We start from the raw sequence: 23,032 nt of genomic DNA, 5'->3' as shown, positions 1-23,032 counted from the left end.
AGCACATGTGCGCCGACACGCCTCAGACGCCTGACTATAAAGACACCCTGAACCTGCCCAAAACCGCTTTCCCGATGCGCGCGGGCCTGCCCAAGCGCGAGCCCGGCTGGCTGGAGCGCTGGGCGCAGATCGGCGTCTATGACAAGCTGCGCGAGAAAGCCGCCGCGGCCAAGGGCGGCGACGCGGAGCGCAAGCCTTTCACCCTGCATGACGGCCCTCCTTACGCCAACGGCCACCTGCACATCGGCCACGCGCTGAACAAGACCATCAAGGACATGATCGTCCGCTCGCATCAGATGATGGGCTTTGACAGCCGTTACGTGCCGGGCTGGGACTGCCACGGCCTGCCGATCGAGTGGAAGATCGAGGAGCAGTACCGCAAGAAGGGCAAGAACAAGGATGCGGTGCCGGTTGTGGAATTCCGCCAGGAATGCCGCGCCTTTGCTGACAGCTGGGTCGACATCCAGCGCGAGGAGTTCAAGCGTCTGGGCATCACCGGCAATTGGGATGACCCGTATCTGACCATGAACTACCACGCCGAGGCGGTCATCGCAGACGAGTTCATGAAATTCCTGATGAACGGCACGCTGTATCAGGGCTCCAAGCCGGTGATGTGGTCGCCGGTCGAGAAAACCGCGCTGGCCGAGGCCGAGGTGGAGTATCACGACAAGGAAAGCTTCACCATCTGGGTGAAATTCAAGGTGGCCGCGTCTGATCCAGAAAAGCTGGGTGCAATTGTTGTCGCGGGCGACGATTTGCATGAGCAGTGGAAAGAGGAAAAAGCGCGCCTCACCAGTGCGGCGGCAGAACTGGTCGGATCCAATGTTGTGATCTGGACCACCACACCGTGGACCATGCCGTCGAACAAGGCAGTGGTGTATGGCGAAGAGATTGACTATGGCCTCTATGAAGTTACCGGCACTCCGGAGGAGTGCTGGACCGCTGTAGGCGAGAAGTACATTCTGGCCGACAATCTCGCGGCGGATGTTTTTAAGCGAGCACGTCTGGGCGAAGATCAATATCGCAAGGTTCGGCAAGTCACCGAGAAGGAACTTCGTACTCTTTCCCTGACCCACCCGCTGGCTGGCGCCGAGGGTGGCAATGGCGAATGGGACGATATCCGCGATTTCCGCGCCGCCGGTTTCGTGACCGACACCGAAGGCACCGGCTTTGTGCACTGTGCTCCGTCCCACGGTATGGAGGAATTCGAGCTCTACCGCGACCTGAACATGCTGGAGCAGGTCATCACCTACAACGTGATGGACGACGGCTCCTTCCGCGCCGATCTGCCGTTCTTTGGCGGCAAGTTCATCCTGTCGCGCAAAGGCGGCGAGGGCGATGCCAACAAGGCGGTGATCGACAAGCTGGTTGAGGTCGGCGGCCTCTTGGCACGCGGCAAGATCAAGCACAGCTACCCGCATTCCTGGCGCTCCAAGGCGCCGATCATCTACCGCAACACGCCGCAGTGGTTTGCCTCCGTTGACCGCAAGATGGACGACGGCATGGGCGAGATGGGCGACACCATCCGCACCCGCGCGCTGCGCTCCATCGACGAGCTGGTGAAATGGTGGCCGCAGACTGGGCGCAACCGCCTGTTCTCGATGATCGAAAGCCGCCCGGACTGGGTGCTGTCGCGTCAGCGCGCCTGGGGCGTGCCGCTGACCTGCTTCACCAAGAAGGGCGCGCTGCCGACCGATGCGGACTTCCTGTTGCGCAATGAAGAGGTGAACAAGCGTGTCGTAGCCGAGTTCGAGGCGCACGGTGCCGACGTCTGGTACACCGAGGGTTTCAAGGCCAAGGTGCTGGGCGGCATTGTCGATGCGGACGCCTATGACCAGGTGTTCGACGTGCTGGATGTGTGGTTTGACTCCGGCTCGACCCATGCCTTTGTGCTGCGCGACCGCGAGGACGGCACCGAGGACGGCATTGCGGACGTCTATATGGAAGGCACCGACCAGCACCGGGGTTGGTTCCACTCCTCGCTGCTGCAGGCCTGCGGCACCAAGGGGCGGGCGCCCTACCGCAATGTGGTGACCCACGGTTTCACGCTGGACGAGAAGGGCATGAAGATGTCCAAGTCGCTCGGCAATACCATCGTGCCGGACGAGGTCGTCAAGCAGTACGGCGCCGACATCCTGCGCCTGTGGGTGGCCCAGACCGACTACACCGCCGACCAGCGGATCGGACCGGAGATCCTGAAAGGCACCGCCGACAGCTACCGCCGCCTGCGCAACACCATGCGCTTCCTGTTGGGTTCCTTGGGGGATTTCACCGAAGACCAGCGGGTGGAGCCTGCGGATATGCCGGAGCTGGAGCAGTGGGTGCTGCACCGTCTGGCAGAGCTGGATCACAAGGTGCGCACCGGCTATCAGACCTTTGATTTCCAGGGTGTGTTCTCGGCGGTCTTCAACTTTGCCACCGTGGACCTGTCGGCCTTCTACTTCGACATCCGCAAGGACGCGCTCTACTGCGACGGTGACACGCTGAACGCCCGTGCGGCGCGCACCGTGCTGGACATCCTGTTCCACCGCCTGACCACCTGGCTGGCGCCGGTCCTGGTCTTCACCATGGAAGAGGTCTGGCTGGAGAAATACCCGGGCGAGGGCTCTTCGGTGCATCTGCAGGACATCCCCAACACGCCGGCCGACTGGCTGAACGAACCGCTGGCTGCCAAATGGTCGAAGATCCGCCAGGCCCGCCGGGTGGTGACGGCGGCGCTGGAGGTGCAGCGCACCGACAAGGTGATCGGCGCCTCGCTGGAGGCCGCTCCGGTGGTGCATGTGCGTGACGGCGAAGCGCTGGAGGCGCTGAAGTCGGTGAACTTTGCCGATGTCTGCATCACCTCGGACATCCTGCTGACCGGCGACCCGGCGCCTGCCGAAGCCTTCCGCATGCCGGAGGTGGATGGCGTTTCCGTCGTGTTCGAAAAGGCGGAGGGCGGCAAGTGCCAGCGCTGCTGGAAGATCCTGCCGGATGTGGGAAACCACAACCACGAGGGTGTATGCAGCCGCTGCGACAGCGCCCTGGCATAACCTGCCTTCTTCAGCTTTAAAGTGTTTGCGACGCCCGGCCTCATCGCCGGGCGTTGTTGTTTTGCGCTATTGTTACGGTATTTCCTGCACTTTTTCCGGGTGTGGCCTTGTGTCAGCCCTATTTAGATTCCTCTAGATGTTGACCGGTTTTCCACAAGTGGTTAAAAAATTGTTAATTCCATGAAGATATTCAGCCGTGAGTTCGAAACATGGCATGGAGCAGGGGGGCAGTTTTCAATGCTGAAGCTGAAAGCGGACGCGCAACCGGCGGATGAGCCGGGGAAGACGCGCGGCACGGCAGTCCGGATTGAAGGGGTATCGGCGCCGAAGAACATGAAAATCGGGCTGGTTGCCAGCAGCGCCGGGCAGGACGCTGACGCGGATGCCGCGGGCGGTCAGGCCAGGGCGGCGCCGGCGGAAGCGGAACCCGCCAAATCCGCATCTGGCAAGCCGCAATCTGCCGCCGGGAAACCTGCTGCGGTCAAAGACGCCAAGCCTGGCAAGCCCGCCCTGGCCCCCAAGCAGCCCGCAGCGGGGCAAAAGCCGGCCGCGGCAGGGCGCTTTGCTGCTGCCCGGAAGGCGGCAAAACCGGCCGCTTCGTCGGAGAGCCGCACATCCCTGCCAGAGCCGCAGCCCTTTGCGCCGGCCCAGGCCGAAACCAGCAGCGCGCTGCCAAAGCTGGGCCTGGCCGCGGCAGGTCTGGCGGCGGCGTCGGCCATGCTGTTGTTTTTCCAGTTCGGCGGCGGCACCGCTGAGGAGGAGGCTGCTGCTGCAACCCCGCAGGCGGAGGCCGCAGAAACCGCGCCTGCCGGCGCCCTGCTGCCCGCTGGGGCGGCGCAGGCAGCAGCGCAGGAACCGGCGGATGCCAGCGGCGAAGACGCATTGGTGGCCCGTATCACTGCCGGAACGCTGGCGGCGTTGCGCAACAAGCAGGCCGAGCCGGAGGCCGCGGCCCTGCCGCCCGCCGCACCGGCCGAGGGCACTGCGCTGTTCAAGATGGTGATGGCCGCCGCCGCCCAGGGGCAGTCGGAGGCCTATATCGACCAGCTGGTGAACGGCGCCTATGAGCGCCAGGAGATCACCGTGCCCGCCAGCCTGATCGGCGCGGACGGGCGCGTCGACACGGCAACGCTGCTGACGCTGTTTGTCGGCAACTGACCTTTAAAATCTGCTCCGGCGGCAGCGCCGGAGGCGCACCCGGCGCTTGCAGCCATGCGCAGCCGCATGCGGCGCCGGGCAAAATCAATCAACAAGATGAACGGGCGCCGCAGGCCGGAACAGGCTGCGGTGCAAAAGACTTCCGGGGGGACTATGAAGAAGACCATCGCTGCCGCTGCCATGAGCCTGTTCGGCCTTGCAGCCACATCTGCCGCTGCCGAAACCTGCGGCGGGTTCTATACCGTGCAATCCGGCGACAGCCTGTCGGTGATTGCTGACAAACTGTACAAAGATGCGGGCAAGTGGAGCGCCATCCATAACCGCAACATCGACAAGATCGGTCCCAAGCCGAACGCCATCCGCGTCGGCATGAAACTGTCGCTGGCCTGCCTCGAGGGCCTGCCCCTGGGGCTGCCGGGCGGCAAGGAAATCTCTGCCTCCGCCCCGGTCGCGGCGGTGCCGGTCAAGGTGCAGCCGGGCAATGCCGCGGTGCGCAAGCGGATCAACTTGCTGACCGGCGATGACTTTGCCCCCTTCACTGCCAAGGCGGCGCATAACGGCGGCCTGCTGAACGAGGTGGTCGACGCAGCAATGGGCGAAGCGGCCCCCAAGGAAGGCTACTCGATCCATTGGGTCAACGACTGGTCGGCACATCTGGAGCCGCTCTTGTCCAATGCGCTGCTGGACCTCGGTTTCCCCTGGTACAAGCCGGACTGCGCCGCGGATCCGGACAATTTCCGCTGCGCCAACTTCCACTTCTCCGAGCCGATGTTCGAGATGCTGATCCTGCTGTTCGCGGACAGCTCCAAACCGTTTCAATTTGCCCAGGACACGGATATCGAGGGCAAGACCCTGTGCCGCCCGGCCGGTTACTTCACCCATGACCTGGATGAAAACGGCCGCAACTGGCTGCAGGACGGCAAGATCACCCTGAAGCAGCCGGACAGCGTCAAGGACTGCTTTGACATGGTGCTGGAAGGCGGGGCCGACGCGGTGGCGCTGAACGAATTCACCGGCCGCACCGCGATCAAGGACCATGGGCTGGAGGAGCAAATCACCATTCTGCCGCAGCCGCTGTCGGTCGCAGGCCTGCATGTGGTGGTGCACAAGTCGCACCCGCAGGCAGAACAGATGCTGACCATGATCAATGGCGGCCTGCGCGGCATCCAGGAGGATGGCAGCTATCAGGCGATTATCGAAGATCATATGGCCAGGATCTGGGCCGGCTTCTGAGGAGGATAGTCCATGAAACGGTTCTTTTCACGGATCCTGCAGCTGGCGGCGGCGCTGAGTTTTGCCCCTGCCGCGGCCTGGGCGATCTGCGATGTCGACTATGTGGCCCAGCCCGGCGACACGCTGTTCACAATCGCCGAGATCCACTATGGCGACCGCGAACGCTGGACGCTGGTCTATTACCGCAACCAGAAACTGCTGGCGGGCGCCACGGTGCTGCCGGGCCGCAAGCTGTTTATCCCCTGCATCACCGGGGCGACGGCGCCGGACGCCACGCCGCTGCGCCAGGAAAAGGCAGAGCTGACCCTGCTCACCGGCAGCGGCTATGCGCCGTTCACCGACCGCAGCCTGCCGGGGCAGGGGATGGTGACCGAGCTGGTCAACGCGGCGCTGGAACTGGCACCCTCGCCGGTCAGCTATTCGGTGAGCTGGGAGGATGATTGGTCCCAGCATCTGTTCCCGATGCTGGACAAAAAGGAATTCGACATGGGCTTTCCTTGGCTGAAGCCCGATTGCGCGGCCGAGCCGGGCAACGAGCGCTGTGTGAATTTCCACTTCTCCGAGCCGGTGATGACCATGCCGATCATGCTGTTCGTGCGGGCGGACAGCGGATTTGCCTATGATGCGGATTCAGATGTCGAAGGCCGCACCCTGTGCCGCCCGGCGGGTTATTTCACCCATGACCTGAACCGCGCCGGCCGCCGCTGGCTGGAGGACGGCAAGATCACCCTGGTGCAGCCGGAAACCCCGGGCGATTGTTTCCGCATGGTGGCCGAGGGGCAGGTGGACGCCGCCGCGGTCAACCTGTTCCTGGGCGCCAACACCATCGTTCAGGAGGATCTGCGCGACACGGTTGTGCCGCTGGAAAAACCGCTGTCGGAGGAGGGGCTGCATGTGGTGATCTCCAAGCGCCACTGGCGCGGCACCACCCATCTCTACCGGATCAACGCGGGCCTGCAGAAGCTGCGCGGCAGCGGCCGGTTTGAGGAGATCATGTCGCGCCACCTGGAGCTGTTCTGGGCGCAGCTGCAATAGCGGCTGTTCCCGGCCCGCGGGATCAATAGGCCTTGCGGGCCGCCAGGTAATTGGCTTCTGCGGCCAGAACGCTGGCAGGTTTCGGCCCGGCCTGGCAGCCATTGGCCAGATCCATGTAATAGGCCGCCATGTCGAGGCCGTTCATCTGCTTCAGGTTCAGCGCCTCGGTACGGGCGGCTTCGCGGGCCGGGCCGATATACTGCGGGGTCAGCGCGTCCGGGCGTTCGCCGCTCAGCGCCTGGTCGCGCGCCACGCTGCGGGCGTGGCCCTGGGCAACGCCATCGGCCAGCGGTACATCCGCCGGCTGGCCGCCGGCTTCGGCAATGGCGGGCTGGCGCTGGTAGGCGTCCTGCATCTGTTTCATGCTATTGTACAGGCTGGCGGTGCTGGAGACTGCAGACAGCATTTGATTACCCTTAGTTCCGTTCTTGAAACTCACTTTATTCTAATTTGATGCAATACGGTGAGGTTTCCTTAGGACTGGTTAACGAAGTGTTAACAGCACAGAGCCCGCTTGCATCCCGCGGCGGCACACAGGACAGTGGCAGTCAGCCATGCGGAGGGCAGCAGCGTGATATCAGCCAGTCTTGAAACCCCGGTCGGCGCGCTCAGCGTGACGGAACGCGATGGCGCCATCGTGCGGCTCTCCTGGTCGGCAGAGGCCACCGGGCACACGGTGCTGCTGGCGCGGGCGCTGGCGCAGCTGCGGGCCTATTTTGCCGGCGAGCTGACCGTTTTCGACCTGCCCTTGCAGGTGGAGGGCTCTGATTTCCAGCGCGCGGTCTGCGATGCGATGCTGGCCATTCCGTTTGGCGAAACCCGCACCTACGGCGATATCGCCAAGGATCTCAAGGCGCCGCCGCAGCCGGTGGGCAACGCCTGCGGCGGCAATCCGGTCCCGGTGATCATTCCCTGCCACCGGGTGCTGAGCGCCACCGGCCTCGGCGGCTTCTCGGGCCAGGGCGGGGTGGAAACCAAAGTGGCGCTGCTGAAGCACGAAGGCGCCGCCAGCCTGCTGATCTGAACCGCCGGCCGGATGCGCCCTTTGCGCTTCTTTCTGGTTGAAAATACTCCGGGGTGAATGCGTCCCGGCAGGGGCGCAGAGGGGCAGCGCCCCTTCATCCTCAAACGGTGGAGGACTTGCGCCGCCGCTCGGGCACGATTTGCTGGGCAATGCCGACAAACAGCAGGTAGACGGAGGTCACCACCAGCCCCCAATGGGCCCAGCTGGCCGGGTGGAAATCAACCCAGGCCGCCCAGCCGGCAAAAAAGGTCCAGGCCAGGGCCATCGGCAAGGAGATCTTGCGCCATCGCTCTGTGCGCACCGGGTGGATGAACTTCAGCGGCAGGAACATGGCAATCGCCAGCAGCGTCACCAGCACCAGGCTGGTCCAGTGGCTGGGCTCCAGCGCAAAGATCACCAGCACCAGCATGTTCCAGCAGCCGGGAAAGCCGGAAAAGGAATTGTCCTTGGTCTTCATCCTGGTGTCGGCAAAATACATCGCGCTGCCAAAGGTGATCACGATGATCGCAAACCAGCCGGTCCAGCCGGCCATCAGCCCCGATTGGAACAGGGCAAAGGCCGGGATGAAGACATAGGTGAGATAGTCGATGATCAGATCCAGCAGCACACCGTCGAATTCCGGCGAGTAGCGCTTGACGTGGTAATGCCGCGCCAGCGGGCCGTCGACGCCGTCCACGGCAAAGGCAACCACCAGCCAGACAAACATCAGGCTCCATTTGCCTTCGGCAGCAGCCAGCATCGCCAGCATGGCAAACACGGCTCCGGTTGCGGTCAGCAGGTGAACGGAAAGGGCACGGATCTGAGGTGTCATGCCTCTCTGATGGCGAATTTGCCCCGGAGCCGCAAGCGCTCAATGCTGGGTTGGGCGGAATTCCGTACCTGCGGCAAACTGAATGCGGGCCATGCGGCGGCCATGCGGGGCAGGATCTGAGATGCCGGGGGCGGAAAACGGAGCCCGTGCCGGAAGATCGTCAATCCGCGCATAAGGCACGCTGCCCGGCGGCGGGGCAGGGGCCGCGGGGGCGCCATCGGCAAACAGGGCAGCAAAACCAGGAATGGTCATGGCAGAAATCCTTTCTGGATCGGTTTCTGCCATCTGGCCCGCCCGGGCTTAACAGGGCCTTTCCCGGCAGCGCCGAAATGCGTTGCATTTTAAGGAAACCGGCCCGCGACAGCGGGTTCAGCTGCAGCAGCTGCCGCTTTCCTGCACCGGCGGGCAGGGCACGCTGCCATAGGAGCAGAAAACGCAGCAATCCCCGGATTGCGGCCGCAAAACCCTGCGGCAGGTGCGGCATTCGTAGAACCATTGGCAGGCATCCTGCGGCATTGCCTCCGCCGCCGCATATCCGCAGGCGGGGCAGGTCAGCACGCTGGTCAGGATCACTTTGGCTGCACACATCGCAAGGTCTCCCTGCCGCCATCACAGGCCAATCAGGCCTGCCAGGTCAAATCACGCTTTGGGGTGGGCCCGGTTGTAGACCTCCATCAGATGGGTGGTGTCCACCGCCGTATAGGCCTGGGTGGTGGAGAGGGAGGCATGGCCGAGAAGCTCCTGGATGGCGCGCAGGTCGCCGCCTGCCTCCAGCAGATGGGTGGCAAAGCTGTGGCGCAGCGCATGCGGGGTCGCGGTGGCGGGCAGGCCAAGCTGGGCCCGGGTCCTGGCCATCACGCCTTGGATCTGGCGCGGGTTCAGCGCACCGCCGCGCACGCCGCGGAACAGCGGCGCGTCTGCCTCCTGAGGATGCGGGCACAGCTCCAGGTAACGGTCCACCGCATCACGGGCTGCGGGCAGCACCGGCACCACCCGTTCTTTCCTGCCCTTGCCCAGAATGCGCAGCACCGGCGGCAGCGGCGCGTCGCGGCCCTTCAGCCCCAATGCCTCGGAAATCCTGAGCCCGCAGCCGTAAAGCAGTGTCACAACAGCGGTGTCCCGGGCTGCGACCCAATCCTGCTGCGATTGCAGCTCCACCGTTTCCAGCACGGCCTTGGCAGCCTCCGGTGCCAGCGGCCGGGGCAGTTTCTTCTGGAACTTCGGCGCCCGCGCCAGCAGGACAGCAGCGGGTTCGAACCCTTCGCGCTCTGCCAGCCAGCGGTAGAAATTCTTGACCGCCGACAGCTTGCGCGCCAGCGACCGGGCACCGGTGCCGGAGTTGCGCTCGGATGCCATCCAGGCGCGCATGTCGGCGGTGGTGATTTTCGCCAGCGCGCCAAACCCCTGCGGGCCGCCGGTGTGGGCGGTCATGAAGGCCAGGAAGGCGGTGACGTCGCCGCGGTAGGCGGTGAGGGTGTTTTCCGAGGCATCCTCCAGCCCGCCGAGCCGCTGCAGCCAGAGCTGCAGCGCATCGCGGCAGGCGGGGGAGATCATCATCATGACAGCCAGCAGCGCATCGAGCGTTCGAAGACGCCGGCAAAGAAGGTCAGCAGATCGGTGCCCTGCATCGGCGAGAACTGATGCGGATCCTCCGAGCCCATGACCAGCATGCCGGGCAGGCGGCCGTCGCCGAGGTCCAGCATCAGGCAGGCCTCCGAGCGGATCCACTCGGCCTTGCCGCCGTAAAGGCGGGGGCTGCCGCCCTGGGTCTGCCGCAGCGTGACAGGGCGCCCGACGCCGGACTGGCCGGCGTAGCTGCTGGTGAAACCGGGGCCGGCCAGTTTCAGCGCGCCGGACTTGCGCTCCACGTCGGCGCCGCCGGGCTGGGCGGTTTCCAGCACCAGGGTCAAGGCGTTCACGCGCAGGATCTCCGGCATGTCCGTTTCCAGGCAGGCGAGGAATGTGTTGAAATCCTGCGGTTCCATCAGCCGCAACACGGCCCGGTGGATCAGGTTGGTGCCGGCCAGATTGTCATAAGCCGCGGCAATCACCGAGCGGTGGGTGTCTTCCAGCCGGTCGAGCCGGGCCGCCATCCGCTCCATCGCGATACCGCGCAGGTCGACCACGTTGGAGCCCATGGCGCGTTCGTTGGCGGCCACCAGTGCGTTCATCAGATGCTGGTCTTCCAGCACGGCGTCGGGTTTGGCGAGGATGGCCTCGCGCAGCTGGCTTTCCAAAGTGGCGGAACTGCTCATGTGTCGAAACTCTTGCGGATAGGGACCTCTGGCGGGTTTGCACCGTGTATAACACGGGATTTGCGCAATGCTGCGGAAAAATGCAGCCCGGCCGGGATTCGTGCCGTGGTGGCGCTCCCGCCCGCCGCCGGTGCATTGGCATGCCCCGCGCCCGTTGGGCCGGGCGCCGGGCCAGTGCCCGGCGCCGCGGCGTGAAACGCCGCAGCAGCGCGCCGCAGGCGCGCTGCCGGGCCCAAGCCGCCTGTGCGGCCCGGCGGCAGCCGGGGAGGGCAGCGGCGCGGGAGGGCTTGGGGGATTGCAATGGGCCCCGGCACAGAAAAAGGCGCTCCGGGATGGAGCGCCTTTCACGGGTTTGTCCAGCCGGAAGGGATCAGAGGATCTTGATCTCAGCCGCCTTGATGTCGGCCAGGAAGGCGTCCAGGCCCTTGTCGGTCAGCGGGTGGTTCACCATCGCCTTGATCACCGCGGGCGGTGCGGTGATCACATCGGCGCCGATGCGGGCAAACTCCAGCACGTGGTTCACCGAGCGGATCGAGGCGGCCAGGATCTGGGTCTCAAACCCGTAGTTGTCATAGATGGTGCGGATGTCTTCGATCAGCTCCATGCCGTCCAGGTTGATGTCATCCAGACGGCCGATGAACGGCGAGATGAACGTCGCACCCGCCTTGGCGGCCAGCAGCGCCTGGTTGGCGGAGAAGCACAGGGTCACATTCACCATGTGGCCATCGTCTGTCAGGGTTTTGCAGGCCTTCAGGCCATCCCAGGTCAGCGGCACTTTCACCGCGATGTTTTCGGCGATCTCCACCAGCTTGCGGCCTTCGGCGATCATGGTCTCCGCATCGGTCGCGGTTACTTCCGCCGACACCGGACCGTCGACCAGATCGCAGATCTCCTTGGTCACTTCGATGATGTCGCGGCCGGACTTCTTGATCAGCGAGGGGTTGGTGGTGACACCGTCCACCATGCCCAGATCGTTCAGCTCGGCAATGGCGCCGATCTCGGCAGTATCTACGAAGAATTTCATGGGGCAGTCCTTTGGATGGGTTGGCCTCGGTCGCTTCTGCCTTTACCTCATGGGATTACGGGCGGCAACATGGGGCTCAGCATGAGCGGGCAGGAGTTCTTTCAGGCAGGCGAGCGGGTCGGGGTTCTGACCACGCAACCCCTTGACCGGCTTCTGGATTACCGCGCGCCGGAGGGCGGCTGTTTCCTCGGCGCCTATGTCGAGGTGCCGCTGGGCCCGCGCAAGGTGCTGGGCGTGGTCTGGGGGCCGGGTGCCGGGGACTTCGATTCGGCCAAGCTGCGCGCGGTGATCCGGGTGCTGGACGTGGCGCCGATGCGGGGTGAGATGCGCCAGTTCCTCGGAAAAGCCGCCGACTACACCCTGACCCCGATGCCGGCGATGCTGCGGCTGGCGACCCGGGCGCCGGGCCTGAGCGATCCGCCCTCGATGCGCAAGATCCTTCGCCGCGGCGAGGGCGTGCCGGACCGGATGACCGATGCGCGCACCCGGGTGCTGGAGGTGCTGGAGGAGTTCGGCGGCCTCGCTTTCACACCCAAGGAACTGGCGGATATGGCCGATGTGACGCCCTCTGTGGTCAAGGGGCTGGTCAAGCAGGGCGCCCTGCGCGAGGAGGAAGCCCCCCGCGACACGCCCTATCCGCATCTGGACCCGGAACTGCCCTCCAAGCAGCTGACCGAGGACCAGGCCAAGGCCGCCGCCGCGTTGGCCGAAGGTGTGCACAGCGGGCGCTACGGCACCACGCTGCTGAAGGGCGTCACCGGTTCCGGTAAGACGGAAGTTTATCTGGAAGCGGTCGCTGCCGCCCTGCGCGCCGGGCGGCAGGCGCTGGTGCTGCTGCCTGAAATCGCCCTGACCGCCGAATTCCTGACCCGCGTCGAGGCGCGCTTTGGCGCCAAACCGGCGGAATGGCATTCCGGTGCCACCATGACCGAACGCCGCCGGGTCTGGAAAATGGTCGGGCAAGGCGCGGCACAGCTGGTGATCGGTGCCCGTTCCGCGCTGTTCCTGCCGTTCCGCGACCTGGGCCTGATCATCGTCGATGAGGAGCACGACACCTCCTACAAGCAAGAGGACGGGGTTCTGTATAACGCCCGCGACATGGCGGTGCTGCGCGCGGCGATGTGTTCGGCACAGGTGGTGCTGGCCTCGGCCACGCCGTCGCTGGAGACTTGGGCCAATGCCGAGGCCGGCAAGTACAAGCGGCTGAACCTGACCTCGCGTTTCGGCGCCTCGGTGCTGCCGGAGATGCGCAGTATCGACATGCGCTCCGAGGACCTGCTGCCCTCGACCTGGATTTCGCCCACGCTGAAACAGGCGATGAAACTGCGGATGGAGCGCGGCGAGCAGTCGCTGCTGTTCCTCAACCGCCGCGGCTTTGCTCCGGTCACCATCTGCCGCGCCTGCGGCGCGCAGGTGGCTTGCGACCATTGCGACGCGCGGATGGTCGAGCACCGGTTTATGAAGCGGCTGATGTGCCATCAGTGCGGCGAAACCAAACCGGTGCCGGAGGCCTGCCCCTCCTGCGAGGTGGAGGGCAAGATGGCCCCGGTCGGCCCCGGCATCGAGCGGTTGGCGGAGGAAGCCACAGCGCTGTTCCCCGAGGCGCGTATCGCGGTGCTCAGTTCCGACCTGTTCGGCTCCGCCCGCGCGCTGAAGCAGCGGATCGAGGAAATCGCCGCGGGCGAGGCCGACATCATCCTTGGCACCCAGCTGGTCGCCAAGGGCCACAACTTCCCGCTCTTGACGCTGGTGGGGGTGATTGATGCCGACCTTGGCCTGCAAGGCTCGGACCTGCGCGCAGCAGAGCGGACCTTTCAATTGATGCGCCAGGTGGCGGGCCGGGCGGGCCGCGCAGAACGCCCGGGCGAGGCGCTGATGCAAACCTTCCAGCCGGAGCACCCGGTGATCCGCGCGATCCTGTCGGGGGATGAGGAAAGCTTCTGGAAGGCTGAAGCCGCTGAGCGCCAGGCGGCTGGCGTGCCGCCCTATGGCCGGATGGCGGGGGTTATCCTGTCGGGGCCGGATCTTGCAGCGGTGTTTGATCTGGGCAACGCGATGGCCCGAAACGACGGGCCCCTGCGCCAGATCGGCGCCCAGCTGTTCGGGCCCGCGCCTGCGCCGATTGCCCGCGTCCGCGGCCGTCACCGGGTGCGGCTGCTGGTCAAGGCGCCTAAGGGGGTGCCGCTGCAGGATGCCATCGCCCGCTGGACCGCGCCGTTGCGTCTGAAGGGGGATTTGCGGCTGAGCATTGATATTGATCCGCAGAGCTTTTTCTGAGGCTAGGGTGGCAGGGGGGCGCTGCCCCCGGCCCTTGCGGGCCTCCCCCGGGATATTTGAAGCCAGAAGAAGAGAGGATCCATTATTCTTCTGGCTTCAAATATCCCGGAGCGCGAGGCAGAGCCTCGCATCGGATACCGGCTCAGGCCGCTGCGGATTCGGCCGGAGCGCGGGTCAGGGTGCTGGTGGCCACGGCGCCGGTCCACATGCAGAACAGTGCCGCCCAGGCGGTGCCGGCAAAAATAGAGCCGCCTGTAACACCTGCCCCGATAGCGCAGCCGCCTGCCAGCATGCCGCCAAAACCCATCAGCGCCGCCCCGATCATCGCTTTGCGCATTGTTGCGGCATCATCAAAGGCCTGCAGCTTCATCTCCCCGGCCAGCGCGGCAGCCAGCATCGCGCCGATGAACACTCCGGGCACCAGTCCGATGTCGAATTCCAGCACCGCATTTCTGTCCAGGAAGAACATCAGCGTATGCGCCGAGGGCCCGGTGAATGTCGCGCTTTCGATTTGCACCGGGTCAAAGGCCACCTGGCTCAGTGCATAGGTCAGCACCCAGCCGAGCGCCACTGCAAAGCCGACGCCGGAGGCAAACATCAGCCGCGCCGCGCCGATCCGGTTGCGCTGCGCCAGCACCAGGGCCAGCGCTGCTGTGCCCATACCCAGCACCAGCCCGCCGGTTTGCGGCAGGCCGAGGGCGGCCAGCAGGTCCAGGTTGCGGCCGCCTTCGGTGATCCACAATCGAGCCAGCGAGTCCCGGGCCGGCGACAACAGGCCAGAGAGGCTCATCTGCGCCACCACTGCGAAGATCAGTCCGGACACCACCGAGCGCAGATTGCCGGTGGCCGCCAGCACCAAAAGCCGCCCCGAGCAGCCGCGTGCCAGCACCATGCCGCAGCCGAACATCAGCCCGCCGAGGATGGCGCCGGACCAGCTGCCGGGCACCGCCATCATCCGGGCATCGGCGCTTTCCATCAGCCCCAAGAGCTGCGCTGCCTGTACCCAGACCACGGCAGTGGAGAAGGTCAGCAGCCAAACTGCCACCTTGTCCCCCAGCCGGCCGCTGGCGAATTCCACCGTGGCCGCCCGCAGGCAAAAGCGGGACCGCTGCGCCGCAACGCCAAAGACAATGCCGGTCGAAAGGCCCAGCAGCGCCGCTGCGGGCGCTTCGCCGGTCTGCTCGATCAGGGGAACCAGATCCATCACACACCTCCAAATTCACTAAATTGCATATGTGATTTCGAGGGGAGCCGTCTTGATACAGATCAGAGACGGGCGGCGTGCCGTTTTCTGCGCGCTGATGCGAGGGTTGGTGTGCAGGCCGTCTTTGCCCTCGCCAAAGGCTCCGGACAGGCGTACATCCAGGGCATGTTTAAACCGATGCCCCTGCATGAGGCGCAAGGCCTCCCGTTCTGGCGCCGCCCCGTGACGCTCTTGTTCCTGATGGCGCTGGCGATGCCGATAGCCTTCAACGCCTGGAGCGCGCTGCTCAACAACTTCGTGATCGAGGCGGCGCAGTTTGATGGCGCCGATATCGGCCTGCTGCATACGGTGCGCGAGATCCCGGGCTTCCTGGCGGTCGGCGTGATCGCCGTCATCCTGTTCATCCGCGAGCAGGTGCTGGGTCTGATCTCGCTGATGCTGCTGGGGGTGGCCACCGCCGTCACCGCCTGGTTCCCAAGCTTGGGCGGGCTCCTGATGGTGACGCTGCTCAGCTCGATCGGGTTTCATTACTACGAGACGGTGAACCAGTCGCTGCAGCTGCAATGGCTCAGCAAGGAGAAGGCGCCGCAGACGCTGGGCTGGCTGGTGGCGGCAGGCTCTGCTGCGACGCTGGTGGTCTATGGCCTCATCGTGCTGACCTGGGACCGGTTCGATCTGGCCTATAATACCGTGTTTCTGGCGGCTGGCGGGGGAACGGCGCTGATTGCGCTGATTGCGCTCTTTGCCTATCCGCAGTTTGACGCACCGCACCCGCAGACCAAGAAACTGATCCTGCGCAAACGCTACTGGCTCTATTACGCGCTGCAGTTCATGGCCGGCGCACGGCGGCAGATCTTTGTGGTCTTTGCCGGCTTCATGATGGTCGAGAAATTCGGGTTTGACGTGCATGAGCTGACCGGGCTCTACCTGATCAACCTGGTGATCAACATGACCGTGGCACCGATGCTGGGCAAGGCAGTGGCGGTCTTTGGCGAGCGGCGCACGCTGATCTTTGAATATGCAGGTCTGGCGATTGTCTTTGCGGCCTACGGCGGCATCTACTGGTTCGGCTGGGGCGTGGTGATTGCTGCGGTTCTTTATGTGGTGGACCACGTGCTGTTTGCCCTGGCGCTGGCGCTCAAGACCTATTTCCAGAAGATCGCCGATCCGGGCGACATTGCCCCCACGGCGGCGGTGGCCTTTACCATCAATCATATCGCGGCAGTATTCCTGCCGGTGCTGCTGGGCCTGCTGTGGGTCTATGAGCCGGGCCTGGTCTTTGCCCTGGCGGCTGCAATGGCGCTGATCTCGCTGGCACTGTCGCTCCTGATCCCGCGCCATCCTGAGCCTGGCAACGAGACGATCTTCAGCAAATACGCAAGCCCGGCGCCGGCCGGGTGACCCTGCAGCCCCGTGGCGCCAGCCGCGGGGCGTGCGCCCGCGCACACTGTGAGCGCGGGCGCTGCCTGGCCCAGGGCCAGGCTCTGGGCGCTTGACGCGGGGCGCGTGTCAGCCTAGGCGCTTGCCAACAGTTTCAGGAGCGACGCCATGCCCACATACACCGCCCTCACCACCCTCACCGGAAAAGCCCAGGCCGAGGCGCTGGGTGAAGCGATGGAGCGGCTGATCCCGGAACCCACCGGTGTTGGCGTCTTCGAGATGGAGGACGGCTCCGGCCTGTGGGAAGTGGGCGGCTATTTCACCGAGGCACCGGATGAAGCGGGTCTTGCGCTGCTGGAAGCCATGCATGGCGCCAAACCTTTCGTGGTCTCGGAAGTGCCGGAAACCGATTGGGTGGCGCATGTGCGCCGTGAGCTGGCGCCGGTGGAAGCGGGACGTTTCTTCGTCTACGGCTCCCATGACGCGGACAAACTGCCGGAGGGACGCATCCCGCTGCTGATTGAGGCGGCGATGGCCTTTGGCACCGGCCACCACGGCACCACGCTCGGCTGCCTCAAGGCGCTGGACCACTTGCTAGACCAGGGCTTCCGTGGCGAAAAAGTGGCAGACATCGGTTGCGGCACCGCGGTGCTGGCCATGGCCGCCGCACGGGTCTGGGACGGCACCATCATGGCCAGCGACATCGACGAAGTGGCGGTGGAAGTGGCGGAGGCAAATCTCAAGGCCAACGGCATGGAAGGCCAGGTTGCCTGCCTGGAGGCCGCCGGTTTTGACAATCCGGAGTTGCAGGCGCAGGCGCCCTTTGATCTCATCTTTGCCAATATTCTGAAGGGCCCTCTGGTGGCTCTAGCCCCGGATGTGGCCGCGAATCTGCGCCCCGGCGGCTATGCAATTCTCTCTGGCATCCTGAATGAGCAGGCAGACAACGTGGTCAGCGTTTATGCACAGAACGGCATCAATTTGGACCGCCGGGACGAAATTGGTGAATGGACAACGTTACTTCTCCGTAAAGCGGGCTGATTGAAACAAGTTTGCCGCTAATTTGAGGGGTTTGCCCCATTTTTGCCCCATTTCGAGCCAATGATGGGCCATCCGCTGGTGGGGGCCAGTTCGGAGGCTCGTAATGGGCGAACATCGTGATCAGTTCCAGGCGCGTTTGAAGCAAATCAACCGCAAGCATGAAGCCATGTCCGGAGGCTATTCGGCAAAACTGCGGCCCGACGGGCTGCTGGTGGTCAAGCCGCGCCGGGTGCAGTCCCGGATCTCCGGGCGCTCGGTTGTGTTCTTCGTGGCGGCATTTCTTCTGTTCAAGGGCTTCCTGATGGCGGCGCTTGGCTTTGGCAGCTATGACGAACGGGTCAGGTCCCTGGCGCAGGGCAGCGCGGTGGAGCGCGCCGGCGCCTTTGTGATGCAGGCCGATCCGCTGTCCGTCTTTATCGCGCAGAAAATCGGGCCGGTGCTGCGGTGACCGGAAAGACCGGGCTGACAGGAGATCTGACAGGACATTCAGGCTGACGGGGAAACCAGCCGCTGGGGGGCTGAAAAGGCCGCGGGCATCCAGCCTGCGGCCTTTTTCATTCCGGGCAGCGGTGCATTGCCTGCCAGCAACAAAAAACGCCGCGGCCTTTTCAGGTCCGCGGCGTTTCCTATTCGCCCCGAGGGAGGAGGAGGGGCGGAAACAGGTGTCTCAGAAGACGGATTTGCCTTTGGCAACGTTGTCGATGTCGCCGCGCGACATGCCGATGTCGGCCAGTTCGCGGTCGCTCAGACCGGACAGGGCGTTGCGGGTTGCGCGCTCGTCATTCCAAGCGGCAAAAGCGCCTGCTGCGGTGGACAGCAGAGCTCCGAAACGGCCAAACAGGCCGGTGGAACCATAAGTGGTGCGGGTGGTGTCAAATGCGGCCATATCCTTGTCCTCTGATTAGGTGTTAGCTTGCGTTCGCGTCGTTGCGATGGACCGCATCTAGGGCCGAACAATTTCCGCAGCAAGGCCTGAAATTGCATGTGTCATATGCGCTCTGTGCATAGCTTTGAGCCTTAAAAACAAGGGGTAAACGCCCGGTTGCCAAAATGTGGCGAAAATGTCGGTGCCGCATCTGCAGAGGGTCGGATTCAGACCTCGCAGGGGCGGGTCTGCAATTGCCGGGTGAGGGAAAGCAATTGGACATGTTCGCGTTTTGTGCTAATTGTGGGCAAAATAATTTCGAAACGACGGGCAGGGGCCGGGCAGAACATGCGGATTTTGGGAATTGATCCGGGGTTGCGGAACCTCGGATGGGGCGTGATCGAATCGCGCGGCACCCGGCTGAGCCATGTTGCCAACGGCGTCTGCACCTCTGATGGCGATGATCTGGGCGAGCGTCTGTTGTCGCTGCACAATCAGGTCACCGAGATCATAGAAGACTATGCGCCGGATCAGGCGGCGATCGAACAGACCTTCGTGAACAAGGACGGGGCGGGCACGCTGAAACTGGGCCAGGCGCGCGGCGTGGCGCTGCTGACGCTGGCCAAGGCCGGGCTGGTGGTGGGCGAATATGCTCCGAACCGGGTCAAGAAGACGGTGGTGGGGGTCGGCCACGCCGAGAAGGAGCAGGTCATGCATATGGTCAAGCTGCAGCTGCCTGGCTGCCTGCCGAAAAACGCCGATGCTGCGGATGCGCTGGCGATTGCCATCTGCCACGCCTATTACGGCGGCACGCAGCAGCGGCAGCTGAAGGAGAAACGCGCATGATCGGCAAGCTGACGGGACGGCTGGATTACCGGGCGCAGGACCACGTGCTGATTGACGTGCGCGGCGTCGGTTACATCGTCTATTGCTCCGACCGGACCATGGCGGCGCTGCCGGGCACGGGCGAGGCCATCGCGCTCTATACTGACATGGTGGTGCGCGAAGACCTGATGCAGCTTTACGGCTTCACCTCGCTGGTCGAAAAGGAATGGCACCGGTTGCTGACTTCGGTGCAGGGGGTGGGGGCCAAGGTCTCGCTGGCCATCCTCGGCGCGCTGGGGCCGGACGGGGTAAGCCGGGCGATTGCCCTGGGCGACTGGGCCTCGGTCAAGGCGGCCAAGGGGGTCGGCCCCAAGACCGCGCAGCGGATTGTGCTGGACCTCAAGGACAAGGCGCCGGGCGTGATGGCTATGGGCGGCACCGTTGTTGATGCGATGGACGGCCCGGGTCTGCAGGTGATCGAGGATGCAGATCCCGCGCCTGCTGCCAAACCGGCCCGCAAGGCGCCGCCAAAGAAGCCCTCCGGGGCAGCGGCGGCTTCTGCCGGGGCGCTGTCGGCCTTGGGCAACCTGGGCTATGGTCCGTCGGATGCCGCTGCCGCAGTGGCTGAGGCTGCGGCCACCTATCCGGATGCGGATGAAGCAGAGCTGATCCGCGCCGCGCTGCGCTTGCTGGCGCCGAAGGGGTGATGATGTTGATGACTAAGCGAATAGGGCAGCGTCCGGCCGCGGGCGGAAAGCGAAGCGCCCGCCCGGGGGGGCGGACGGGCGCTGCCCGGCCTATCGGCCTGGCGGTTCATTTGAATGAGATCCTGGAGCGGAGTATTGCCTATGATTGATGCCGACCCCGCCCTGCGCCCCGACCCGCTGCCGGAAGATAACGACCGCGCCTTGCGTCCGCAGGGGCTTGGCGAGTTCATCGGCCAGGCCGAAGCCCGCGCCAACCTGCGGGTCTTCATCGAAAGCGCCCGGCGCCGCGGCGAGGCGATGGACCACACGCTGTTTCATGGGCCCCCGGGCCTCGGCAAGACCACGCTGGCCCAGATCGTCGCGCGCGAACTGGGGGTGAACTTCCGCATGACCTCCGGCCCCGTTCTGGCCAAGGCGGGCGACCTGGCAGCGATCCTCACCAACCTGGAAGCCCGCGACGTGCTGTTCATCGACGAGATCCACCGGCTGAACCCGGCGGTGGAGGAGGTGCTCTATCCGGCGATGGAGGATTTCGAGCTGGACCTGGTGATCGGCGAAGGCCCGGCCGCCCGCACCGTGCGGATCGAGCTGCAGCCCTTCACGCTTGTCGGCGCCACCACCCGCATGGGCCTCTTGACCACGCCCTTGCGCGACCGGTTCGGCATCCCGACCCGGCTGCAATTCTACACCATCGACGAGCTGTTTGAGATCGTCAGCCGCAACGCCCGCAAGCTGGGCGCGCCGGCAGATGACGCCGGCGCCCGCGAGATCGCGCGGCGCGCCCGCGGGACCCCCAGGATCGCCGGGCGGCTCTTGCGCCGCGTGGTGGACTTTGCGGTTGTGGAGGGCGATGGAACCATCACCCGGGAACTGGCCGATGGCGCCTTGACGCGGCTGGGGGTGGATCAGCTGGGTCTGGACGGAGCCGACCGGCGGTATCTGACGCTGATTGCCGAAAACTACGGCGGCGGGCCGGTGGGGATCGAGACGATCTCGGCGGCCTTGTCGGAAAGCCGGGATGCGCTGGAGGAGGTGATCGAGCCCTATCTGCTGCAGCAGGGGCTGATCCAGCGCACGCCGCGCGGCCGGATGCTGGCGCAGAAGGCCTGGACGCACCTGGGCATGGCGCCGCCGCGGTCGCAGAATGACCTGTTCGGGTGAAGGCTGGAGGCGGGATGGAGGCCGGAGCGCGCAGCGATAGTATTGCCGGGCTGACGGAACTGGCGCGGCTGGTTGCGGACGCTTATGCCGAGCGGTTCGGCATTGCCCGCGATCCGGCGTGGTATCTTGGCAAGATGACCGAAGAACTGGGCGAAGTGGCCTCTGCGTATCTCAAACTTGCCGGCCAGGGCCGGGGTGAGGCAGCGCGCCGGGACTTGGAAGATGAGGTCGCGGATCTTCTGGGATTTCTGCTGCTGTTTGCGGAGTGGCAGGGGATCGATCCGGCACAGGCTCTGCGGCGCAAGTGGGGCGGCTATCTGCCGCCCTCTGCCTGAATTTCCAGGCGGGTCTCTCGCCCGTCGCGGCGGCATCCAAGATGCCTTGCTCCCGTTGGGCCAGGCGCCGCGCTGGCGCGCGGCGTGCCTCCGGCGGGGATACGTGAGGCAAGAGGAGACAGCTGTCAGCGGCAAATGAGCAGACCGGAGCTTTCCGCTGTTTCCCGGCTGGTCCGGCGGCGGCCGTCCGGTGCACGTGCAGCCAGCGCTACCGCGCCGCGCCAGCGGCGCCGGGCCCAAAGCCGCCAAGAGGGCTGGCGCAGCCAGGCATCTGCGGGTGCGGGAGCTTTCCCGCCCTCTTGCTACCGTGCGCGCCAGGCGGCATAGACGGGGCAGCACCAAGGAGACGCCGATGACCGCCCAGTTGCCAGACCTGACGCCGGAACAGATTGAAGCCCTGTTCACCCGCCATGACGGCTCTTATGCCTTTGCCCGCTGGGGGCGGCCGGTGGCGCCGATCGTGTTCGGCGTTCAGGACGAGACCCTGAAGACCGTCAAGGGCGCCTTGGAGGCGGTGATGACCTTGGCGGGCCATCAGATGGCCGAGACGGATCCGGAGCTGGGCTCGAATCTGATGTTCTTCTTTTTCCTGGACTGGGAGGAGCTGCTGGCAGTGCCGGATCTGGACCGGCTGATCCCGGGGCTGCAACTGCTGGTCGGGCGGCTGAAAGAGGCGGATGCCAGCCAGTACCGCGCCTTCCGCTTTGACGATCAGGGCGCGATCCAGGCGGCGTTTGTGTTCCTGCGGATGAAGGGCGCCCTGGCGCAGATGCCGGCCGAGACTCTGGCGCTGACCCAGGCGGTGCAGGTGGCGCTGATGTGGGGCGACGGGGCTTTTGCTGACACTTCGCCGCTGGCGGTGATACCTGAGACCGGCGCCACCATTTTGCGGCCGGAGATCGCCGGGGTGATCGCTGCGGCCTATGACCGGATGATGCCGGTGGCGGCAGAGGACAAATCCCACGCGCTGCGCCTGTTTGCGCGGCTGCAGGCGCCGGCGGCGGAACCGCCGCAGAGCTGATGCGCGCCTTTGTGGGCCTGCCGCTGCCGGATGCCGCTCTGGATGCGCTGGAGCGGGTGCAGGAAGGGCTGCGTGCCGGGCGGCTGGTGCCTGCAGACAACATGCACCTGACGCTGGCGTTTCTGGATGATCAGCCGGAGGCCGTCCTTCAGGCGTTGCATCAGACGCTGTCAGAGATCAGTCTGCCGCCTGTGCCGCTGGCGTTCCGCGGGCTGGAAACCTTTGGCGGCAAGCTGCCGCGGGTGCTGGCGGCCGAGGTGCAGAAGGCGCCGGAATTGACCCATCTGCGTGATCGTGTCCGCAGCGCTTGCCGTCACGCCGGGATCGATTTGTCCCGCGAACGGTTCCGGCCGCATGTCACGCTGGCACGCTTTCCCCGTCACTTGGAGGCGGGGCAGGTGGAGAAGATCGCAGGTTTCCTGAGTGATGCGGCGGGGTTCCGGCTGGATTGCGAGGTCGAGGCGTTTGCGCTGTTCCAGTCGACGCTGGCACCGGAGGGCGCGCGCTATGATGTGCTGGCGGAGTATCCGCTGGCGGCGGCGGTGTAGCGCGTGCGAATGGCCGGCTGCGGGGCGGCGGGGGGATTGCCTGCCCTGCGGGTTGTTGAAGCTGCGTCCGCTGCGCTCTAGGGTGCAGCGGTGAGC

At 65.1% G+C, this 23,032-nt stretch carries 24 protein-coding genes; 15 read left to right on the top strand and 9 right to left on the bottom strand.

Annotation, left to right across the window (positions count from 1 at the left end; all coding sequences use genetic code 11):
• Nucleotides 1–5: 5 nt before the first annotated feature.
• The 4 genes from ileS (at nucleotide 6) to ACXAEH_RS10280 (ending at nucleotide 6,458) form a co-directional block, all read left to right on the top strand.
• Nucleotides 6–3,032, top strand: a complete 3,027-nt coding sequence (gene ileS, locus ACXAEH_RS10295; protein WP_475032524.1) for an isoleucine--tRNA ligase — start codon at nucleotides 6–8, stop codon at nucleotides 3,030–3,032.
• Nucleotides 3,033–3,269: 237 nt separating this feature from the next.
• Nucleotides 3,270–4,190 (top strand): hypothetical protein, encoded by a 921-nt coding sequence (locus ACXAEH_RS10290; RefSeq protein WP_475032522.1) that lies wholly within the window; start codon nucleotides 3,270–3,272, stop codon nucleotides 4,188–4,190.
• 153 nt (nucleotides 4,191–4,343) lie between these two features.
• The gene (locus tag ACXAEH_RS10285; protein WP_475032520.1) at nucleotides 4,344–5,423 is read left to right on the top strand and encodes a peptidoglycan-binding protein LysM; all 1,080 of its coding nucleotides are present in this window, start codon (nucleotides 4,344–4,346) and stop codon (nucleotides 5,421–5,423) included.
• Nucleotides 5,424–5,435: 12 nt separating this feature from the next.
• Nucleotides 5,436–6,458, top strand: coding sequence for an ABC transporter substrate-binding protein (locus tag ACXAEH_RS10280; RefSeq protein ID WP_475032518.1), 1,023 nt, complete (start codon nucleotides 5,436–5,438; stop codon nucleotides 6,456–6,458).
• Between the two features lie 22 nt (nucleotides 6,459–6,480).
• Here ACXAEH_RS10280 and ACXAEH_RS10275 read toward each other — a convergent pair whose 3' ends face one another.
• Nucleotides 6,481–6,822, bottom strand: a complete 342-nt coding sequence (locus tag ACXAEH_RS10275; RefSeq protein ID WP_475032516.1) for a hypothetical protein — start codon at nucleotides 6,820–6,822, stop codon at nucleotides 6,481–6,483.
• A 177-nt stretch (nucleotides 6,823–6,999) separates the two neighbouring features.
• Here ACXAEH_RS10275 and ACXAEH_RS10270 point away from each other — a divergent pair, with 177 nt between their 5' ends.
• A complete protein-coding gene (locus ACXAEH_RS10270) occupies nucleotides 7,000–7,482 on the top strand; it encodes a methylated-DNA--[protein]-cysteine S-methyltransferase (RefSeq protein WP_475032515.1) in 483 nt (160 codons plus the stop codon).
• 100 nt (nucleotides 7,483–7,582) lie between these two features.
• Here the strand turns inward: ACXAEH_RS10270 and ACXAEH_RS10265 are convergent, their stop codons facing one another.
• From ACXAEH_RS10265 to fsa, 6 genes are all read right to left on the bottom strand, one after another.
• On the bottom strand, nucleotides 7,583–8,293 hold the full coding sequence (locus tag ACXAEH_RS10265; protein ID WP_475032513.1) for a CDP-alcohol phosphatidyltransferase family protein: 711 nt from the start codon (nucleotides 8,291–8,293) through the stop codon (nucleotides 7,583–7,585).
• A 39-nt stretch (nucleotides 8,294–8,332) separates the two neighbouring features.
• Nucleotides 8,333–8,545 carry a hypothetical protein gene (locus ACXAEH_RS10260; protein ID WP_475032511.1) on the bottom strand — a complete coding sequence of 71 codons (213 nt, stop codon included), beginning with the start codon at nucleotides 8,543–8,545 and terminating at the stop codon, nucleotides 8,333–8,335.
• Nucleotides 8,546–8,662: 117 nt separating this feature from the next.
• Entirely contained in the window at nucleotides 8,663–8,881 is a 219-nt protein-coding gene (locus ACXAEH_RS10255) for a GDCCVxC domain-containing (seleno)protein (protein ID WP_475032510.1), read from the bottom strand.
• Between the two features lie 51 nt (nucleotides 8,882–8,932).
• A complete protein-coding gene (locus ACXAEH_RS10250) occupies nucleotides 8,933–9,853 on the bottom strand; it encodes a tyrosine recombinase XerC (protein WP_475032508.1) in 921 nt (306 codons plus the stop codon).
• Complete coding sequence (locus tag ACXAEH_RS10245; RefSeq protein ID WP_475032507.1) at nucleotides 9,850–10,548, bottom strand: DUF484 family protein; 699 nt, start codon at nucleotides 10,546–10,548, stop codon at nucleotides 9,850–9,852. Before ACXAEH_RS10245 ends, ACXAEH_RS10250 begins: the two co-directional genes overlap by 4 nt.
• 370 nt (nucleotides 10,549–10,918) lie before the next feature.
• Entirely contained in the window at nucleotides 10,919–11,572 is a 654-nt protein-coding gene (fsa, locus tag ACXAEH_RS10240) for a fructose-6-phosphate aldolase (protein WP_475032505.1), read from the bottom strand.
• An 81-nt stretch (nucleotides 11,573–11,653) separates the two neighbouring features.
• On the opposite strand from fsa, the gene ACXAEH_RS10235 reads away from it, so the two are divergent.
• Nucleotides 11,654–13,849 (top strand): primosomal protein N', encoded by a 2,196-nt coding sequence (locus tag ACXAEH_RS10235; protein ID WP_475032503.1) that lies wholly within the window; start codon nucleotides 11,654–11,656, stop codon nucleotides 13,847–13,849.
• A gap of 142 nt (nucleotides 13,850–13,991) precedes the next feature.
• Here the strand turns inward: ACXAEH_RS10235 and ACXAEH_RS10230 are convergent, their stop codons facing one another.
• The gene (locus ACXAEH_RS10230; RefSeq protein ID WP_475032501.1) at nucleotides 13,992–15,053 is read right to left on the bottom strand and encodes a YeeE/YedE family protein; all 1,062 of its coding nucleotides are present in this window, start codon (nucleotides 15,051–15,053) and stop codon (nucleotides 13,992–13,994) included.
• Between the two features lie 165 nt (nucleotides 15,054–15,218).
• Between ACXAEH_RS10230 and ACXAEH_RS10225 the strand changes: the two genes are divergently transcribed.
• The 3 genes from ACXAEH_RS10225 to ACXAEH_RS10215 all read left to right on the top strand — a co-directional run bounded on the left by ACXAEH_RS10225 (nucleotide 15,219) and on the right by ACXAEH_RS10215 (nucleotide 17,922).
• Nucleotides 15,219–16,454: an MFS transporter gene (locus tag ACXAEH_RS10225; protein ID WP_475032499.1), complete on the top strand. Its 1,236-nt coding sequence runs from the start codon at nucleotides 15,219–15,221 to the stop codon at nucleotides 16,452–16,454.
• A gap of 147 nt (nucleotides 16,455–16,601) precedes the next feature.
• Nucleotides 16,602–17,474, top strand: a complete 873-nt coding sequence (locus ACXAEH_RS10220; RefSeq protein ID WP_475032497.1) for a 50S ribosomal protein L11 methyltransferase — start codon at nucleotides 16,602–16,604, stop codon at nucleotides 17,472–17,474.
• A 103-nt stretch (nucleotides 17,475–17,577) separates the two neighbouring features.
• Nucleotides 17,578–17,922, top strand: a complete 345-nt coding sequence (locus tag ACXAEH_RS10215; RefSeq protein ID WP_475032496.1) for a hypothetical protein — start codon at nucleotides 17,578–17,580, stop codon at nucleotides 17,920–17,922.
• Nucleotides 17,923–18,141: 219 nt separating this feature from the next.
• Here ACXAEH_RS10215 and ACXAEH_RS10210 read toward each other — a convergent pair whose 3' ends face one another.
• Nucleotides 18,142–18,360, bottom strand: a complete 219-nt coding sequence (locus ACXAEH_RS10210; protein WP_475032495.1) for a DUF1127 domain-containing protein — start codon at nucleotides 18,358–18,360, stop codon at nucleotides 18,142–18,144.
• A 327-nt stretch (nucleotides 18,361–18,687) separates the two neighbouring features.
• Between ACXAEH_RS10210 and ruvC the strand changes: the two genes are divergently transcribed.
• The 6 genes from ruvC to thpR all read left to right on the top strand — a co-directional run bounded on the left by ruvC (nucleotide 18,688) and on the right by thpR (nucleotide 22,936).
• Nucleotides 18,688–19,185: a crossover junction endodeoxyribonuclease RuvC gene (ruvC, locus tag ACXAEH_RS10205; protein WP_475032493.1), complete on the top strand. Its 498-nt coding sequence runs from the start codon at nucleotides 18,688–18,690 to the stop codon at nucleotides 19,183–19,185.
• Nucleotides 19,182–19,871, top strand: a complete 690-nt coding sequence (gene ruvA / locus ACXAEH_RS10200; RefSeq protein ID WP_475032491.1) for a Holliday junction branch migration protein RuvA — start codon at nucleotides 19,182–19,184, stop codon at nucleotides 19,869–19,871. Before ruvC ends, ruvA begins: the two co-directional genes overlap by 4 nt.
• A 141-nt stretch (nucleotides 19,872–20,012) precedes the next feature.
• The gene (gene ruvB, locus ACXAEH_RS10195) at nucleotides 20,013–21,032 is read left to right on the top strand and encodes a Holliday junction branch migration DNA helicase RuvB (RefSeq protein WP_475032489.1); all 1,020 of its coding nucleotides are present in this window, start codon (nucleotides 20,013–20,015) and stop codon (nucleotides 21,030–21,032) included.
• Between the two features lie 14 nt (nucleotides 21,033–21,046).
• Nucleotides 21,047–21,367 (top strand): nucleoside triphosphate pyrophosphohydrolase family protein, encoded by a 321-nt coding sequence (locus tag ACXAEH_RS10190; RefSeq protein WP_206540088.1) that lies wholly within the window; start codon nucleotides 21,047–21,049, stop codon nucleotides 21,365–21,367.
• 352 nt (nucleotides 21,368–21,719) lie between these two features.
• Entirely contained in the window at nucleotides 21,720–22,388 is a 669-nt protein-coding gene (locus ACXAEH_RS10185; RefSeq protein WP_475032487.1) for a hypothetical protein, read from the top strand.
• Nucleotides 22,388–22,936 (top strand): RNA 2',3'-cyclic phosphodiesterase, encoded by a 549-nt coding sequence (gene thpR / locus ACXAEH_RS10180; protein ID WP_475032486.1) that lies wholly within the window; start codon nucleotides 22,388–22,390, stop codon nucleotides 22,934–22,936. The genes ACXAEH_RS10185 and thpR overlap by 1 nt, the downstream gene beginning before the upstream one ends.
• Nucleotides 22,937–23,032 lie beyond the last annotated feature (96 nt).

This window comes from Leisingera sp. ABM4_060, from assembly GCF_056158765.1.
The sequence above is the reverse complement of the archived record's forward strand: the minus strand, read 5'-3'. Positions and strand labels throughout refer to the sequence as shown.

Coding starts and splice junctions, on each gene's coding strand:
- ileS (WP_475032524.1), top strand. CDS start 6: ATGTGCGCCGACACGCCTCAGACGCCTGACTATAAAGACACCCTGAAC.
- ACXAEH_RS10290 (WP_475032522.1), top strand. CDS start 3,270: ATGCTGAAGCTGAAAGCGGACGCGCAACCGGCGGATGAGCCGGGGAAG.
- ACXAEH_RS10285 (WP_475032520.1), top strand. CDS start 4,344: ATGAAGAAGACCATCGCTGCCGCTGCCATGAGCCTGTTCGGCCTTGCA.
- ACXAEH_RS10280 (WP_475032518.1), top strand. CDS start 5,436: ATGAAACGGTTCTTTTCACGGATCCTGCAGCTGGCGGCGGCGCTGAGT.
- ACXAEH_RS10275 (WP_475032516.1), bottom strand. CDS start 6,822: ATGAAACAGATGCAGGACGCCTACCAGCGCCAGCCCGCCATTGCCGAA.
- ACXAEH_RS10265 (WP_475032513.1), bottom strand. CDS start 8,293: ATGACACCTCAGATCCGTGCCCTTTCCGTTCACCTGCTGACCGCAACC.
- ACXAEH_RS10260 (WP_475032511.1), bottom strand. CDS start 8,545: ATGACCATTCCTGGTTTTGCTGCCCTGTTTGCCGATGGCGCCCCCGCG.
- ACXAEH_RS10255 (WP_475032510.1), bottom strand. CDS start 8,881: ATGTGTGCAGCCAAAGTGATCCTGACCAGCGTGCTGACCTGCCCCGCC.
- ACXAEH_RS10250 (WP_475032508.1), bottom strand. CDS start 9,853: ATGATGATGATCTCCCCCGCCTGCCGCGATGCGCTGCAGCTCTGGCTG.
- ACXAEH_RS10245 (WP_475032507.1), bottom strand. CDS start 10,548: ATGAGCAGTTCCGCCACTTTGGAAAGCCAGCTGCGCGAGGCCATCCTC.
- fsa (WP_475032505.1), bottom strand. CDS start 11,572: ATGAAATTCTTCGTAGATACTGCCGAGATCGGCGCCATTGCCGAGCTG.
- ACXAEH_RS10235 (WP_475032503.1), top strand. CDS start 11,654: ATGAGCGGGCAGGAGTTCTTTCAGGCAGGCGAGCGGGTCGGGGTTCTG.
- ACXAEH_RS10230 (WP_475032501.1), bottom strand. CDS start 15,053: ATGGATCTGGTTCCCCTGATCGAGCAGACCGGCGAAGCGCCCGCAGCG.
- ACXAEH_RS10225 (WP_475032499.1), top strand. CDS start 15,219: ATGTTTAAACCGATGCCCCTGCATGAGGCGCAAGGCCTCCCGTTCTGG.
- ACXAEH_RS10220 (WP_475032497.1), top strand. CDS start 16,602: ATGCCCACATACACCGCCCTCACCACCCTCACCGGAAAAGCCCAGGCC.
- ACXAEH_RS10215 (WP_475032496.1), top strand. CDS start 17,578: ATGGGCGAACATCGTGATCAGTTCCAGGCGCGTTTGAAGCAAATCAAC.
- ACXAEH_RS10210 (WP_475032495.1), bottom strand. CDS start 18,360: ATGGCCGCATTTGACACCACCCGCACCACTTATGGTTCCACCGGCCTG.
- ruvC (WP_475032493.1), top strand. CDS start 18,688: ATGCGGATTTTGGGAATTGATCCGGGGTTGCGGAACCTCGGATGGGGC.
- ruvA (WP_475032491.1), top strand. CDS start 19,182: ATGATCGGCAAGCTGACGGGACGGCTGGATTACCGGGCGCAGGACCAC.
- ruvB (WP_475032489.1), top strand. CDS start 20,013: ATGATTGATGCCGACCCCGCCCTGCGCCCCGACCCGCTGCCGGAAGAT.
- ACXAEH_RS10190 (WP_206540088.1), top strand. CDS start 21,047: ATGGAGGCCGGAGCGCGCAGCGATAGTATTGCCGGGCTGACGGAACTG.
- ACXAEH_RS10185 (WP_475032487.1), top strand. CDS start 21,720: ATGACCGCCCAGTTGCCAGACCTGACGCCGGAACAGATTGAAGCCCTG.
- thpR (WP_475032486.1), top strand. CDS start 22,388: ATGCGCGCCTTTGTGGGCCTGCCGCTGCCGGATGCCGCTCTGGATGCG.